Below are 16,320 nucleotides of genomic sequence, written 5' to 3'. Positions count from 1 at the left end.
ATGCTTCAGGTCGAGCGACTCACCAAGAGCTTCGGGGACCGTGTCCTCTTCTCTGATATCTCCTTCTCCATCGAGCGTGGGCAGAAGGTCGGACTCATCGCACCCAATGGTACGGGTAAGTCCACTCTCATGCGTATCCTGCTCGGCAGAGAGCCTCAGGACTCAGGAACCATCACCTACGAGCGTGACATCAAGCAAGCCTTCCTACCACAGCTCCCCGATCTCCCCGAGACGGGGACGGTACTCGAGGCGTGCTTCAGCCCCTACGATCCCGTAGCTCAACTCACCCTCGCTTGGGAGATAGCCGTAGAGGCAGGGGATAACCAGACGATGGAGCGTCTCCTGCCCGAGATGGAGGCCAAGGGAGCATGGCACTATGAGCAGCGTGCTAAGGAGATCCTGGGTGCACTCGGCATCCACGACTACCAGCGCTCCGTCAAGGGTCTCTCTGGTGGAGAGGCTAAACGCATCGCCCTCGGGAGTACGCTCATCAGCCAGCCCGACCTACTCTTCCTCGATGAGCCGACGAACCACCTTGACCTCAAGAGCATCGAGTGGCTCGAGAGCTACCTCGCCCGCTCCACGATGGGTCTCTTACTCATCACCCATGACCGCTACTTCCTCGACCGGGTCTGCAACCAGATCATCGAGCTTGATGGCGGTCATCTCTACCGCTATAAGGGGAACTATGACTACTACCTCGCCAAGCGCGAAGAGCGTCACGAGCAGGAGGAGCAGTCCCGTCAGCGCGCACTCAACCTCTACCGACGAGAGCTCGAGTGGATGCGCCGTCAGCCCCAAGCTCGCGGGACGAAGGCACAGTACCGCATCGATGCCTTCCATGAGTTAGAGGCCAAGACTCGCCCTGCTCAGCGCACGGACGAAGTACAGCTCGGCGCCTCATCGACCCGCATCGGGAAGAAGATCTTCGAGGCGCACCACGTCAATAAGCGCTTTGGCGACAAGGTACTCCTGCAGGACTTCAACTACGTCTTCAGCCGCTATGACAAGGTCGGTATCATCGGTAAGAACGGTGTCGGTAAGACCACCTTCCTCCGTATGCTCCTCGGCGAGATCGAGCCAGACTCGGGGCACTTTGACATCGGAGAGACTATACGCTTCGGCTACTACAGCCAAGAGCCTCCGACCTTCGCGCCCGAGAAGCGCGTCATCGACATCGTGCAGGAAATCGCTGAGAACTTTGAGCTCCCCGCAGGAAGCACCCAAGTAGAGCGCCTCTCCGCCTCCCAGATACTTACGCGCTTCCTCTTCCCTCCCGAGCGCCAATATACCCCCGTCGAGAAGCTCAGCGGTGGCGAGCTGCGCAGACTCTATCTGTGCACCGTACTCGTCACGTGCCCGAACTTCCTCGTCCTTGACGAACCAACGAACGACCTCGATATCCTCACGCTACAAGCACTCGAGGAGTACCTCGCGGACTTCGCAGGCTGCGTACTCATTGTCAGCCACGACCGCTTCTTCATGGACAAGGTCGTGAACCACCTCTTCACCTTCGAGGGAGCAGGCGTCGTACGTGACTTCCCAGGGAGCTACACCCTCTATCGCATAAAGCGCGAGGAGGAAGAGCGCCAAAAGGCGGAGGCTTCACAGCCCCGTAAAGCAGCCCCCCAGCCAGCAGAATCACGTCGTACGGCAAACCGCCCCACACGCCTCACCTATGCTGAGCGACGAGAGCTGGAGGAGATCACAGCGCGTATTCCCCAGCTTGATGAGGAGAAGACATCCCTCGAAGCCAAGCTCTCCACAGGCACGCTCTCACACGAAGAGCTGATGAAAGCCTCGGAGCGTATAGGCGAGCTCATCGAAGAGATGGACCTGCTCACCCTGCGCCAGCTCGAGCTGGAGGAGAAGGAGGCCTAACGCACCCCGACTATTTATTCACCAATCACATAGAAGTCTATGATAACGACAGACCAGCTCAATGCCCTGCTGGAGCGCAAGACTGCGCTGAGGAGGTATCTTTGACGTCGATAGCCGACGTATCCAATTAGAAGAAGAAGAGCTTCGCACGGCAGACCCTTCCTTCTGGGAAGATCGCACCCGTGCTGAAGCCCAGATGCGCAAGGTCAAGGACCTTCGCAAGTGGATCGCCTACTACGACGAAGCTGAGCGTCTCATCGAGGAGGTAGCCCTCGCCCTTGAGTATTATAAGGAGGAGATCACCACCGAAGAGGAAGTTGATGATGCCTACAGGCGTGCCATCCATCTCTTCGAAGAGGTCGAGCTTAAGAATATGCTCCGTGCCGAGGAAGACAACCTTGGAGCCGTACTCAAGATCAACGCTGGAGCTGGCGGTACCGAGAGCCAAGACTGGGCTTCAATGCTTGCCCGTATGTACGCTCGCTGGTGTGACAAGCAGGGGTATAAGACCACAATCACCAACTGGCAGGACGGCGATGAAGCTGGCATCAAGACCATGACCATGCAGGTCGAGGGTGATCAAGCTTATGGCTTCCTCAAAAGCGAGACGGGTGTACACCGCCTGGTGCGTATCTCCCCCTACAATGCGCAGGGGAAGCGCATGACGAGCTTTGCCTCCGTCTTCGTCGTACCTCTGGTAGACGATACCATCGAGGTGGAGGTCAATCCCGCCAATATGAGTTGGGACACCTTCCGCTCCAGTGGTGCCGGTGGGCAGAACGTCAACAAGGTCGAGACTGGGGTACGCCTACGATATAAGTACAAGGACCCCGACACGGGCGAGGAAGAGGGGATCATCATCGAGAATACTGAGACCCGATCGCAGACTGACAACCGAGAGAATGCCCTTCGCCTTCTACGCTCTCAGCTCTACGACAAGGAGCTTGAGCGTCGCCGCAAGGCGCAGGCCGAGGTCGAGGCTGGTAAGAAGAAAATCGAATGGGGTGCCCAGATCCGCAGCTACGTCTTCGATGATCGCCGCGTGAAGGACCACCGCACAGGCTACCAGACCTCGAATGTCACCGCCGTCATGGACGGAGATATCGATGAGTTCATCAAGGCCTACTTGATGGAGTTCGCAGGAAAGGACGAAGAATAGTCCTCTCACTCACCACGACTATTAGCATAGAATAGCCCCCGCTTAGAAGCCGAACTCTAAGCGGGGGCTTTCGTTTGAGAGAGGTGCAACGACCATTTCCTCCAAGCGGGATAAACAATATGAGACTGTTGCGGGAGAGTGCTGTCCTCTATTTTAGAGTGCTAAGGCATAGCACGCCCAGCTCCCCGATATGCCCCTCCGAAGAGATACACAAGCCCCTCGCCTTACCGCGCGTATTCCTCTTATTCAGCGTAGGGAAAAGTGTCCTTCTTGTGAAGGAAAAAGCGTTTGCCTGTAGTGGTTTTTCTCTATCTACGTACGTGGTTTTAAAGACCAGGCACGTCAGTCCAAATATCCACGTACGTAGATATTAGAGCCACGTATGTAGCCCAAACTTATCTGCTACTCGTCCATAACTTTTATCCCTATGCGCAGCAACAACCTAATAGAGGTCAGAGCAGCGACCAATATAGGTTCGTATCATAGGCCTATACGACAGCCGAAGTTGAGCAGCAGATGAGTCTTCTTTGATCAAGCTCATAAAGAGCCTCATGGCATACTGGATCCCCTTCCGTTATGGCAAAATCGCCTGACCTCGAGGAGCTGAATAAAGGTAAGCAGGAAGGTAGCAGATAAGAATTCCCTCCAAGAGTATGGCTACATCGCAGAGCTGGGGCGCTTGGTACCGTTTATTTGACTACCTTTGTCCCGACTATTAAAGGTGTTATCAATCAATAAAGAACAATAATGCTACAGCCAATTAGCAAAACAATCACACTGCCCGATGGTAGAGAGATCGTCATCGAGACAGGGAAATTAGCCAAGCAGGCTGACGGTTCCGTAACCCTTCGCATGGGGAATACCGTCCTGCTGGCCACTGTATGCGCAGCCAAGGATGCCAATCCTGGGGTTGACTTCATGCCCCTCCAGGTCGAGTACAAGGAGAAGTATGCCGCTTTCGGTCGCTTCCCTGGTGGCTTCACGCGCCGCGAAGGCAAGGCTTCTGACTATGAAATCCTTACTTGCCGTCTCGTAGACCGTGCCCTGCGTCCCCTCTTCCCAGATGACTACCATGCCGAAGTCTTCGTCAATGTCATTCTCTTCTCTACGGATGGTGTAGATATGCCTGATGCTCTGGCTGGGCTCGCTGCTTCTGCAGCCCTCGCCGTATCGGACATCCCCTTCAACGGTCCTATCAGTGAGGTACGCGTCGCCCGCGTCAATGGCGAATTCATCATCAACCCCACCTTCGAGCAGCTTGAGTCTGCTGATATCGAGCTCATGGTAGGGGCTACCCTCGATAACATCATGATGGTCGAAGGGGAAATGCAGGAAGTCCAGGAAGCTGAAATGCTCGAGGCTATCAAGGTAGCCCACGAAGCCATTAAGGTACAGTGCCAGGCTCAGCTCGAGCTCAGCGAAGCTGTAGGTAAGCTCGTCAAGCGCACCTACTGCCACGAAGAGAACGACGAAGACCTGCGCAAGGATGTACACGACTCTTGCTATGCTAAGGCCTACGCCGTAGCTGTATCGGGTACCGACAAGCACGCTCGTGCTGAGGCCTTTGATGCTATCGTAGAGGAATACAAGGCTAAGTTCACCGAAGAGGAACTCGAGACGAAGGCTCCCCTCATCGCTCGCTACTACCACGATGTCGAAAAGGAAGCTATGCGCCGTGCTATCCTCGACGAAGGCAAGCGCCTTGACGGTCGTAAGACCACCGAGATCCGTCCTATCTGGATCGAAACGGATTACCTGCCCGGACCTCACGGCTCTGCAGTCTTCACCCGTGGTGAGACGCAGTCTCTGACGACGGTCACGCTGGGTACGAAGAGCGATGAGAAGCTCGTCGATGACGTACTCAACTACGGTAAGGAACGCTTCCTCCTCCACTATAACTTCCCTCCCTTCTCTACCGGTGACGCTCGCCCACAGCGTGGTGTCGGCCGTCGTGAGATCGGTCACGGGAACCTCGCTCACCGCGCCCTCAAGCGCATGCTCCCCGCTCAGTACCCCTACGTAGTCCGTGTCGTCTCCGACATCCTCGAGTCTAACGGCTCTTCTTCTATGGCTACGGTATGTGCTGGTACGCTCGCTTTGCGTGACGCTGGTGTGCCCATCGCTAAGCCCGTATCGGGTATCGCCATGGGTCTGATCTCTGAGAACAAGGGTACAAACTACGCTATCCTCTCCGACATCCTCGGTGACGAAGACCACCTCGGTGATATGGACTTCAAGGTAACGGGTACCGCTGACGGTATCACCGCTACTCAGATGGATATCAAGGTCGATGGTCTTAGCTACGAAATCCTCGAGCGTGCTCTGGCACAGGCTCGCGAAGGTCGTCTGCACATCCTCGGTAAGATCCTTGAAGCTCAGCCCAAGACTCGCGAAGACCTCAAGCCCCATGCTCCTCGCATCGTGACCATGCGTATCGGCAAGGAATTCATCGGTGCAGTCATCGGCCCTGGTGGTAAGATCATCCAGGGTATGCAGGAGAAGAGCGGTGCCTCTATCAGCATCGAAGAAGTGGATGGCGTCGGCGTAGTCGAAATCAGTGCTTCCAACAAGGACGCTATCGACACGGCTGTCGGCCTCATCAAGGGTATCGTTGCTATGCCTGAGGTAGGCGAAGTCTATCAGGGTAAGATCTCTTCGGTCATGCCTTACGGCTGCTTCGTAGAGTTCCTCCCCGGTAAGGACGGTCTGCTCCACATCTCTGAGATCGACTGGAAGCGCTACGAAAAGATCGAAGACACGGGCCTCGAAGAAGGTCAGCAGATCGAAGTCAAGCTCATCGACATCGACCAGAAGACGGGTAAGTTCAAGCTCAGCCGTCGTGCCCTGCTTCCCAAGCCCGAAGGCTATAAGGAGCCCGAGCGTCGTCCCCGCCCCGACCGCGGTGAGCGTCGTCCTCGCTAATTAGCTTCTAATAGAGGAGGCTTGCGCCCTCCCCTTCACAGAGTCGCAATTTCACAAGAGTAGCCCCCAGATATCTCCATAGAGATGGGGTATCGGGGCTATCTTCTGTAAGCGTTTCGTCATGTACGGAATTATTGCGTACTTTGCATATAGAGAACATACACATAACCATAGTACATAGAGACATTATGAAGCAGTATATCGGTATCATCGTGATGCTCATCGGGGCTCTTCTTCAGCTCTTCACTTACTTCACGGACCAGGTAGAGAATGCTAACCTCTTCCTAGGCACGGGTCTTACACTCGTCGTCCTCGGCTTTCTCGGTCACATCTTCATCAACAAGAAGGCGTAACCACCGGTCTAAAGAAGTACATCACTCCCATAGCGAGCTGTCCAGCAGAGGCTGGATAGCTCGCTTTATTTTAGCCCAAAGGCTATGCTCCTGCGGTGCCTACCGCCACGGCATGGCATGATTTAAGTTATCTTTGCATTCAAGTCAATACAAACAGATAGTATGAAGCGACGACTCTATATCCTCCTCCTTCTCATCACGTGCAGTCTACTTGGTCTGGAGCTCTCCGCACAATGGCGTGCTGATAGCATCTCAGGCTACAGCCAGCGCACACTACAGATGCGAGATGACTACGCAGGAGCTGTCACGGCTACACTCATACGACATGACCGCACTACTCCCTCTAAGCGGGCCCTACTCTACGTACACGGATACAATGATTACTTCTTCCAGGCCGCTATGGGAGATAGTATCGCTCAGCATGGGATTGACTTCTATGCTCTCGATCTACGCAAATATGGGCGCTCTATCCTCCCTCATCAAGATGTCTTCGAGGTACGAGACCTACGAGAGTACTACGAGGAGCTGGGGGCAGCACTGAAGATCATCCGTGAGGAAGGTGCCGAGGAGGTCTATCTGATGGCACACTCGACAGGTGGGCTCATCACCTCCCTTTATCTTGCTGACACGAAGAATCAAGATAACATCCGTGCCTTCATCCTCAATAGCCCTTTCTTTGACTTCAACTTCTCGAAGGCTGAGGAGAAGATTGTCCTTCCCCTACTGACCGCTTCAGCGGGTATAGCTCCAAGCAAGGTCATCAGTGGGGTATCTAAGTCACCCGACCTCTATGCTCAGTCATTACTCTCCCGATATCACGGGCCATGGGACTACGACACGCATCTCAAGAAGGACTACGGACATCCCATCCGCCTTGGCTGGCTTCGTGCTATTCGTCGTGGGCATAAGCGTGTGCAACGTGGTCTCCAACTCCCGATGCCTATCCTCCTGATGAGCTCAGATAAGAGTATCCGCGCTAAGGGTGCATGGCAAGAAGCCTTCGGTAAGGCTGACCTCGTGCTGGACGTAGAGGATATACAGCGCTACGGGAAGAAGCTTGGCCCTCAAGTCGAGGCACACCGCATCCCCAACGGCCTCCACGACCTTTTCCTCTCGAGTGACTCCACCGCTTACGCCACGGTCTACCGCACGCTCTTCACATTCCTCGACTCACTTCACTCCACATCACATCCATAGCCTCATGCCGGATCTCGATAGCTTCGACATACGTGATCAGTCTACGCTCTCCACAGAAGAGCAAGATATCGATCGTGCACTCCGCCCTCTCTCCTTCGACACCTTCCGTGGGCAGGACAAGGCGGTAGAGAACCTCAAGATCTTCGTACAGGCTGCGAAGATGCGCTCCGATGCACTGGATCACGTCCTCCTCTACGGCCCTCCAGGCCTCGGGAAGACTACCCTATCCCATATCATCGCAGCCGAACTCGGTGTCGGTATCAAGATCACCTCAGGCCCAGTGCTGGACAAGCCTGGAGACTTAGCTGGGCTTCTTACCTCACTTGAGCCCAATGACGTGCTCTTCATCGATGAGATCCACCGCCTGAGTCCCATCGTGGAGGAATACCTCTACTCGGCTATGGAGGACTACCGCATCGACATCATGCTGGATAAAGGTCCCAGCGCACGCTCCATACAGATCGACCTCAATCCCTTCACGCTTGTGGGCGCCACGACCCGTAGTGGGCTCTTGACCGCCCCCCTGCGCGCTCGCTTCGGTATCAATCTGCATCTGGAGTACTACGACATCGAGACGCTCGCAGACATTGTCCACCGCTCGGCAGATATCCTGCAGACGCCCTGCGTCACCAGTGCTGCCGTCGAGGTAGCCTCTCGCAGTCGCGGTACGCCACGTATCGCTAATGCGCTACTTCGCCGTGTGCGTGACTTCGCCCAAGTCAAGGGTGACGGTCGTATCACCAAGGAGATCGCTTGCTATGCCCTTGAGGCCTTAAATATCGACCGCTACGGGCTTGACTACATCGACAATAAGCTTCTCGGAGTGATCATCGATAAGTTCGCTGGTGGCCCCGTTGGACTGACGACGATCGCTACCGCATTGGGCGAAGATCCTGGCACGGTGGAGGAAGTCTACGAACCCTACCTCATCAAGGAAGGCTTCATCAAGCGCACGCCCCGTGGCCGTGAAGCCACGGACTTAGCTTATAGTCATCTGGGGAGGAAGCCCCGCATCCGCCAAGCAGGGAGCTTCTTCGATGACGACAATTACTAAGGGCATACGACCACCACAATGAGTAGTACACTTACCTCACTAATCAAGGATACAGCAGTCTATGGCCTGAGCAGCATGTTCGGGCGCTTCCTGAATTGGCTCCTTACCTTCGTCTACGTCCGAGTACTCATCACCGAGGAATTCGGGCAGATGACTAACCTCTATGCTTGGACGGCTATCTTGATGATCATCCTCACCTATGGGATGGAGACGGCATTCTTCCGCTTTGCGAACAAGCATGAGCAGCCTGCTGACGTCTATTCGACGACTCTATGGTCACTTGGGGTAACCTCCACGCTTTTCGTACTACTCGGCTGGCTCTTCCTCGATCCCTTAGCGACAGTGCTCCACGTCGCAGAGCACAAGGATCTCCTGAGCTACCTCCTCATCATCGTTGCCAGCGATGCCTTCATGGCCATTCCGCTGGGCTACCTCCGCTACGAGCAGCGCCCTTGGTGGTTTATGACCGTGCGTATGAGCTTCGTCGGGGTGACCATCCTCCTGACGCTCTTCGCCTTCTACGGCGTCCCTGCTCTTAGTGAGTACATCCCTATCCTCGGAGAACTCCATCCCAGAGAGCACGCCCTGCACTATATCTTCGGGATCAATCTGGTGAGCAATGGCCTGCAATTCCTCCTGCTCCTCCCCACCCTGCGTAAGGCTACGGGACGCTTCGACAGCAAGCTCCTTCGCTCCATGCTTCGCTATGCCCTGCCAATGCTCCTCTTAGGCTTAGCGGGCAACTTCAACAACCAAGCCGACAAGATTCTCTTCCCTCTTCTATTTGAGGACTCCCACTACGCTAATGCACAGCTGGGTATCTACGGAGCATGCTACAAGCTGGCTGTCGTAATGGTCCTCTTCACGCAGGCCTTCCGCTACGCTTATGACCCCTTCATCTTCGCCGAGAAGAAGAAGGGTGAGGATGCTGCTCGCCGAGCTTACTCCTCGTCGATGACGTACTATGTACTCTTCACGCTCTTTATCTTCCTGGCGGTGATGAGCTACATGGATATCTTGAAGCTTCTCATCGCACCAGCCTATTACCCTGGGCTCTCTGTCGTGCCTTGGATCATGGCAGGGCAGTTAATGTTCGGCGTGTACTTCAACCTCTCACTCTGGTACAAGGTCACCGACCGCACACACTGGGGGGCTATCCTCTCGATCGTAGGCTGTGTACTGACGGTACTACTCATCGTCCTGCTGGCTCCCCGCTACGGCTTCATGGCCTGCGCTTGGGCATCAGTAGTAGCCAATGGTGGCGTGATGCTCTTCTCTTACGCCCTCGGCCAGCACTACTACCCCGTGGACTACGACCTGCCTCGACTCGGACTGTACACGCTCCTTACAGGCGTACTCTACGCTTCTGAATGGGCCATCGCACAAGCCCTCCCCGATGCTCCCATACTCCGTATGGTAGCCAATACACTCTTGCTACTTATTTTCGTCGGGATCATCTACCGCTACGAAGTACCCAAGGGTGCCCTCGTCGCTCTAAGAAAGAAGCTTCTCAAGAGATAAGACTCCCCCTCTCTAATAAAGCAAGCCCTATATCACCAGTAGCATCTAAGCTGGTGACATAGGGCTTACTTGTTTGCGCCACTGAGAGGTGTAAAAAGGAACCAGTACTGGTCAGCGAAGCGACCAGTACTGATCCGAAGCGTGAGCAGTACTGGTCGATATTAGTTACCAGTACTGGTCGCAATGCGGAGCAGTACTGGTTCGTTTCACAGCCTATAGTGAAGTCGGCTAAGTAGACCTATGGGAGGGAAATCAAAACCCTCAAAATAGCATGTATATAAAAGCAGTTAGCCCCCGATCCAAAGTCTTGGAATCGGGGGCTAATCGTTTTCTACTTTTGAAGAAGCCGAAGGCTATTCCTTCGTCGTATCGATATCGAAAGTACGACGTCGTAGCTGGAAGTCCTTACCCAAGTACTTCTCACGCACGATCTCATTCTCGGCCAACTCCTCAGCAGTCCCCTCGAAGAGTACCTTCCCCTCAAAGAGGAGATACGCACGGTCGGTGATACTGAGCGTCTCGTAGACGTTGTGGTCGGTGATGAGGATGCCGATATTCTTGTGGCGAAGCTGAGCTACGATGCTCTGAATATCCTGCACTGCAATAGGGTCGACACCAGCGAACGGCTCGTCAAGCATGATGAACTTCGGGTCAATGGCCAGACAGCGAGCGATCTCAGCACGACGGCGCTCACCACCCGAGAGGCGGTTACCAGCGTTCGTACGGACTTTTTCCAATCGGAACTCAGCGATGAGCTCCTCAAGACGTGCCTGCTGCTCCTGCTTCGTTCGATTCGTCAGCTCCAGCACCGAGAGGATATTATCCTCGACACTGAGCTTACGGTAGATCGAAGCTTCCTGAGCCAAATAACCGATACCTGCTTGTGCTCGGCGGTAGACGGGATACTTCGTGATATCCTGGTCATCGAGATAGATACGCCCTTCGTTAGGAACGACCAGCCCGACCGTCATGTAGAAGGTCGTCGTCTTCCCTGCACCATTAGGGCCTAGTAGCCCGACGATCTCCCCCTGTCCGACTTGTATCGAGACGTGGTTGACGACCGTACGCGAGCGATAGCGCTTGACGAGGTTCTCTGTGCGAAGTATCATTGCCTAAAGCTGTATAAAGCCTCTTCGGTTTGTGGGGACTACTTCTCGCGGTTTGCGCGACCCGTAGCAAAGGCTTCGATAGCAGCAGCGCTCATACCCATAGAGCTGAAGCCACCATCGTTGAAGAGATTCTGCATCGTGATCTTGCGCGTCAGGTCGCTGAAGAGCGTGATACAGTAGTCTGCGCAGTCGTTAGCGTCGGCATTACCCAGAGGAGAGAGGTCTTCTGCGAAGTCGAGCAGGTCAGACATACCCTTGACACCGCTACCAGCAGTCGTGACCGTAGGAGACTGAGAGACGGTATTGATACGGACACCCTTGTCACGACCGTAGATGTAACCGAAGCTACGAGCGATAGACTCTAAGAGGCTCTTAGCATCAGCCATATCGTTGTAGCCGACGAAGGTACGCTGTGCAGCGATATAAGTAAGAGCGACGACAGAGCCACCTTCTGCGATAGCGTCGAGCTTCTTAGCTACTTGCAGCATCTTGTGGAAAGATACAGCTGAGATATCGAAGGTCGTCTGGAGCATCTTATAGTCGAGATCATCGTAAGCACGGCCCTTACGGACGTTGGGGCTCATACCGATGGAGTGGAGGACGAAGTCAACCTTGCCGAAGCTCTTCATAGCTTCCTGGAAGACTACTTCGAGTTCCTCTTCCTTCGTAGCGTCAGCGGGGACGACCTTAGCATTGAGCTTCTGGCCCAGCTCATTCAGCTGCCCCATACGAACAGCTACAGCCGTGTTGGTAAGGATGATTTCTGCGCCTTCTTCTACAGCACGTTCTGCGACGCGCCATGCGATGGACTGTTCGTTGAGAGCACCGAAGATGATCCCCTTCTTTCCTGCTAAGAGATTATAGCTCATAGTTGTGATTCCTTTATCTGTTAAATAACCATTAATGATATATAGCACAAAGATACGCTTTTTGTGCAGAGCACCCATCTTTTGCCAATTACTCTCGGTGGGAAGAAGCTAAAGAAGCAAGCAGAAGTGCCTAAGAATGCAGCCGGAAGTACCTGAGAAAGTTCTCGGAAGTACCTCGACTTTGCTCCGAGAGTAGAGTACTTCCTACTCATTCGAGGGGAGGAAGGGACGACTTTTGGAGGCATTAAGGTCACCACATATCGGTATTTTCCTGCGGATATAGACACCGAGGGAGGACTTCATCTACCTTTGTAGCCCCGCTGTGGAGGCACTCTCCGCGGCGGTCTCTTTTTCCTCAACACATATCTATCCTACGGATGAAACGAACCAATACTTACCTCACGAGTCTGGCCTTAGCACTTTGCCTCGGACTCCCCGCCTGTAAGCAGGAGAACGGCAATGAGCCAGACACCAAGAAGCAGGAGCAAGTGATGCCAACTATCAGCTATCAGCTCACCCTGCCCAGTAGTACCGATGAGATCGTGCCCTCGGAGCTGGAGACGCTTCGTAAGCTCTTCTCGCGAAATGGCCTCGAAGCCGACATCGCCTCCAATGACCCGACGAAGTGGACGCAGACACATCTGGCGGTGAACTTCATCAAAGGCACCGACGGCAAGTACCACGTCCTCCAGCTTCTGACTGGTACGCAGGGCTTCTCGCCCATCACTTCCCTCGACTTCCTCTCGACGGACCTCCTGCCTGAGCTCACACATATCACCCTCATTGCCCCCAAGCTCGAGAAGGTACAGCTGCAGCACCTGCCGAAGCTCAGTGATCTCAGCCTCACGGGTACAGCAGGTAGCCAGGCCGCCACACTCAGCCAGCTCAGCTATGAGCTTCTTGAGTCGCTCGAGCGTGTCGTCATAAAGGACTTCCCCAAGCTCGCCACCACCAACGATGATAATGGCTCCTTCAAGCTCCCTGTAGAAATGCGTAATGCCGCCGGCGAAGCTATTGAACGCCTGCCGAAGCTTTCTTCGCTCGAGCTTTCAGGCCTTCCCGCCATCACGGACCTCTACATCGAGCCCCTTCACACGACGCTTCAGGGCGGTGTGAGCTTGAGCGGCCTCACGAATCTCGACTTGCTCAAGGCCAGCCATGCGAAGTTCGCCAACCTGAATTTCTCCGCAAAGGACTACCCCAACCTGCGCTACCTGACGCTTCATCATGTAGAAGCCTCATCAGCTACATCCGTTCAGCTCTCTGCTCTTCCGAAGCTCAGCCTCTTTGACATCAGTCATGCCGAGGGGATCACTAAGGCTGAGATCAGCGAATGCTCGGAGCTCAGCGCGCTGACTATCGAAGGCACGAAGGTAACTGCCCCTACCCTCTCCGCCCTTCCTTCGCTCAAGCGCCTCACTCTTGAGGAGAATGAGATCGCTTCGCTCGATCTCTCGGCCTTCACTTCGGTCAAGACCGTCAGCCTGGCGCACAACCGTCTGACGAATCTGGCTTCGGTCAAGCTCCCCTCTGGTATCGAATCGCTCAACCTCAGCGGGAATGAAGAGCTCGCCGAAGCTGATCTTCGCCCCTACACTTCCCTGCAGTCCGTCCTCATCATCGGGCTGAAGCGTGGCGCGACAGCTCAAGACCACGACCAGCGTGGCAAGCTTTCCACGCTACGCATCGAAGGTCTCAAGCAGCTTGAAAGTCTTCGCGTGCCCAATAATAGCATCAAGAGCGTCTTCGTCGAGGGCGAAAGCTACCCCGCACTGGAGACACTTGACCTGAGCTATAATAGCCTGACACCCGCGGCCTGCATCTGGACCTACGCCATTCTGGGGCCACGCAAGAAGGACGCAGAAGACTATGACCGCTCGATCAAGCAGAGTAAGGTCAGCCTGAAGCCTGCGGTCTTCGAGGGACAAGCCCCATTCGATGTCGTACTTGATACCAATAAGGACTTCTCCTACGCTGACGTGGCGCAGGCTCTCAAGGCAGCTCAGTTCGATCCTTCCTCTACAGACTACCTCTTTATCCTGAGATACGGGACAGAACTCACTTCATCGGCTGCCTGGATCACGGGGGACGGCATCGATACCACTAAGTTCACCTGGTCTTTCTCCAAGCGTGGCGAGTATAACTTCCGATTCAAGTTCGGGACGTACTTCGTCTTAGACGGCGTATTCCCTGCTGAAGGCTTCACAAGTAAGACCTTCAAGAGCAAATAGACGCTGCAGCCCCCGACGGGACTCAGCGCAAGTAGCCCCCCAACTCACCGCTTGGAGTTGGGGGGCTACCTTTATTTTGTTGGGGCAGTTCAAGCTCATTCGGACGGGGCACAAAGAGCCTTTGCCCAAGGGCGTCTTGAGGTGCTCCAGAAAATACCTCTACTTTTCAATGAAAATACCTCTACTTTTCGGAAGAAATACCTCTACTTTTCAGAGGAAGTACTTCTACTTCTAAAAGGAAGTACCTTAACTTCTCGGAAGAAGTACCTCTACTTCCTGCCGAATGTTATATTACTTTCGGTCAAATGTTATATTACTTTTCGACGAATGTTATATTACTTTTGGTCGGAAGTTATATTACTTTCTTCGGAGGGTTATATGACCCGCCCTGCGAGCGCCAATGACTTCCCGCTGAAAGGCATTTTACTCCCGACGCAAAGCCTTATTCCTTCCCGCCCGAAGAGGAGCCTTCGCAGGTCCATCAAATTCGGCTCTCGGGCAGGAAATACAGAAATCTATTTGTATTTTTGTCTTAGTCTATAGCCGCGCTGTAGACACCCCCGCATCATTAGTGATACAATCATAGTATGGACTACAGAATCGAAAAAGACACCCTGGGTGAAGTCCAGGTGCCTGCAGACAAGCTCTGGGGAGCGCAGACCGAACGCTCTCGCAACAACTTCAAGATCGGTCAACCCGCATCTATGCCACTTGACATCATCCGTGGCTTCGCTTACCTCAAGAAGGGTGCCGCTTTCGCCAACCATGAGCTTGGCGTGCTGCCCGTAGAGAAGCGTGACCTCATCGCAGCTGTCTGTGATGAGATCCTCGCAGGCAAGCTCGACGATCAGTTCCCTCTCGTGATTTGGCAGACGGGCTCAGGTACGCAGAGCAATATGAACGTCAACGAAGTCATCGCTAATCGCGCACACCAGCTCGCTGGTAAGAAGATCGGCGAAGGCGAAAAGACGCTCCTCCCCAACGATGACGTCAATAAGTCTCAGTCATCCAACGACACCTTCCCCACCGGCATGCACATCGCTTGCTACAAGAAGGTAGTAGAAGTGACCCTCCCAGGCCTTCGCCAGCTCCAGAAAGCCCTCGACAAGAAGGCCAAGGAAATGGCAGACGTCGTGAAGATCGGCCGTACGCACCTCATGGACGCAACGCCTCTGACCCTCGGACAGGAGTTCAGTGGCTACGCTGCACAGCTGGCTTTCGGCATCCGCGCTCTGGAGAATACCCTGCCTCATCTTTCCGAACTCGCTCTCGGTGGTACTGCCGTCGGTACGGGTCTGAATACGCCCAAGGGCTATGATGTCGTAGTAGCTCGCCACATCGCAGAGTTCACTGGCCTGCCCTTCGTCACGGCTCAGAACAAGTTTGAGGCTCTCGCCTCTCACGATGCTATCGTAGAAGCTCACGGCGCACTCAAGCAGATCGCCGTTTCGCTCAATAAGATCGCCAATGATATTCGTCTTCTCGCTTCAGGTCCTCGTAGCGGTATCGGCGAAATCATCATCCCCGCTAACGAACCCGGGTCTTCTATCATGCCCGGTAAGGTCAATCCTACCCAGTGCGAAGCGATGACGATGGTCTGCGCTCAGGTCATCGGGAACGATGCTGCTATCGCTGTCGGCGGTATGCAGGGCCACTTCGAGCTGAATGTCTTCAAGCCTGTCATGGCAGCTAACTTCCTGCAGAGCGCACAGCTCCTCGGTGATGCTGCAGTATCCTTCGATATCCACTGCGTATCTGGTATCGAGCCTAACCACCCACGTATCAAGGAGCTCCTCAATAACTCCCTGATGCTCGTCACGGCTCTGAATACCCACATCGGCTACTACAAGGCTGCTGAGATCGCAAACGCTGCACACCGCAACGGTACTACCCTCAAGGAAGAAGCCCTTCGCCTCGGCTATGTCAGCGAAGAAGACTTCGACAAGTGGGTTCGTCCCGAAGATATGGTTCATCCCCTTGACTAAAGGCTGACCATTCACCCGCAAATAGAGAAGGGCGTGATG

Annotated in this window: 11 protein-coding genes; 9 read left to right on the top strand and 2 right to left on the bottom strand. The window is 54.5% G+C overall.

Going from position 1 to position 16,320, the window contains the following annotated elements:
* The 7 genes from HMPREF1121_RS00910 (at position 1) to HMPREF1121_RS00885 (ending at position 10,087) form a co-directional block, all read left to right on the top strand.
* Complete coding sequence (locus tag HMPREF1121_RS00910) at positions 1-1,881, top strand: ABC-F family ATP-binding cassette domain-containing protein (RefSeq protein ID WP_044114264.1); 1,881 nt, start codon at positions 1-3, stop codon at positions 1,879-1,881.
* 39 nt (positions 1,882-1,920) lie between these two features.
* Positions 1,921-3,040, top strand: a protein-coding gene (gene prfB / locus HMPREF1121_RS00905) for a peptide chain release factor 2 (protein ID WP_156946024.1) whose coding sequence is annotated in 2 segments (ribosomal slippage) — positions 1,921-1,983 and positions 1,985-3,040 — 1,119 coding nt in all. Because the reading frame shifts where the segments join, the coding sequence is not laid out codon by codon here.
* A 747-nt stretch (positions 3,041-3,787) separates the two neighbouring features.
* Positions 3,788-5,962 carry a polyribonucleotide nucleotidyltransferase gene (locus HMPREF1121_RS00900; protein WP_044114262.1) on the top strand — a complete coding sequence of 725 codons (2,175 nt, stop codon included), beginning with the start codon at positions 3,788-3,790 and terminating at the stop codon, positions 5,960-5,962.
* Between the two features lie 188 nt (positions 5,963-6,150).
* Positions 6,151-6,315 (top strand): hypothetical protein, encoded by a 165-nt coding sequence (locus tag HMPREF1121_RS08835; RefSeq protein WP_009751898.1) that lies wholly within the window; start codon positions 6,151-6,153, stop codon positions 6,313-6,315.
* 162 nt (positions 6,316-6,477) lie between these two features.
* Complete coding sequence (locus tag HMPREF1121_RS00895) at positions 6,478-7,512, top strand: alpha/beta hydrolase (protein WP_044114261.1); 1,035 nt, start codon at positions 6,478-6,480, stop codon at positions 7,510-7,512.
* Positions 7,513-7,516: 4 nt separating this feature from the next.
* On the top strand, positions 7,517-8,566 hold the full coding sequence (ruvB, locus tag HMPREF1121_RS00890; protein ID WP_044114260.1) for a Holliday junction branch migration DNA helicase RuvB: 1,050 nt from the start codon (positions 7,517-7,519) through the stop codon (positions 8,564-8,566).
* An 18-nt stretch (positions 8,567-8,584) separates the two neighbouring features.
* On the top strand, positions 8,585-10,087 hold the full coding sequence (locus HMPREF1121_RS00885; RefSeq protein ID WP_044114259.1) for a lipopolysaccharide biosynthesis protein: 1,503 nt from the start codon (positions 8,585-8,587) through the stop codon (positions 10,085-10,087).
* Between the two features lie 353 nt (positions 10,088-10,440).
* Here HMPREF1121_RS00885 and lptB read toward each other — a convergent pair whose 3' ends face one another.
* Together lptB and HMPREF1121_RS00875 are read right to left on the bottom strand one after the other, a co-directional pair.
* A complete protein-coding gene (gene lptB / locus HMPREF1121_RS00880) occupies positions 10,441-11,196 on the bottom strand; it encodes an LPS export ABC transporter ATP-binding protein (protein ID WP_009433088.1) in 756 nt (251 codons plus the stop codon).
* Between the two features lie 38 nt (positions 11,197-11,234).
* Positions 11,235-12,065 carry an enoyl-ACP reductase FabI gene (locus HMPREF1121_RS00875; protein WP_044114258.1) on the bottom strand — a complete coding sequence of 277 codons (831 nt, stop codon included), beginning with the start codon at positions 12,063-12,065 and terminating at the stop codon, positions 11,235-11,237.
* 377 nt (positions 12,066-12,442) lie between these two features.
* On the opposite strand from HMPREF1121_RS00875, the gene HMPREF1121_RS00870 reads away from it, so the two are divergent.
* Together HMPREF1121_RS00870 and fumC are read left to right on the top strand one after the other, a co-directional pair.
* The gene (locus tag HMPREF1121_RS00870) at positions 12,443-14,296 is read left to right on the top strand and encodes a leucine-rich repeat domain-containing protein (RefSeq protein ID WP_044114257.1); all 1,854 of its coding nucleotides are present in this window, start codon (positions 12,443-12,445) and stop codon (positions 14,294-14,296) included.
* Positions 14,297-14,883: 587 nt separating this feature from the next.
* Entirely contained in the window at positions 14,884-16,281 is a 1,398-nt protein-coding gene (fumC, locus tag HMPREF1121_RS00860; RefSeq protein ID WP_009433143.1) for a class II fumarate hydratase, read from the top strand.
* Positions 16,282-16,320 lie beyond the last annotated feature (39 nt).

The sequence above is a fragment of the Porphyromonas sp. KLE 1280 genome (genome assembly GCF_000700805.1).
GTDB classification, from domain to species: Bacteria; Bacteroidota; Bacteroidia; order Bacteroidales; family Porphyromonadaceae; genus Porphyromonas; species Porphyromonas pasteri.
The sequence above is the reverse complement of the archived record's forward strand: the minus strand, read 5'-3'. Positions and strand labels throughout refer to the sequence as shown.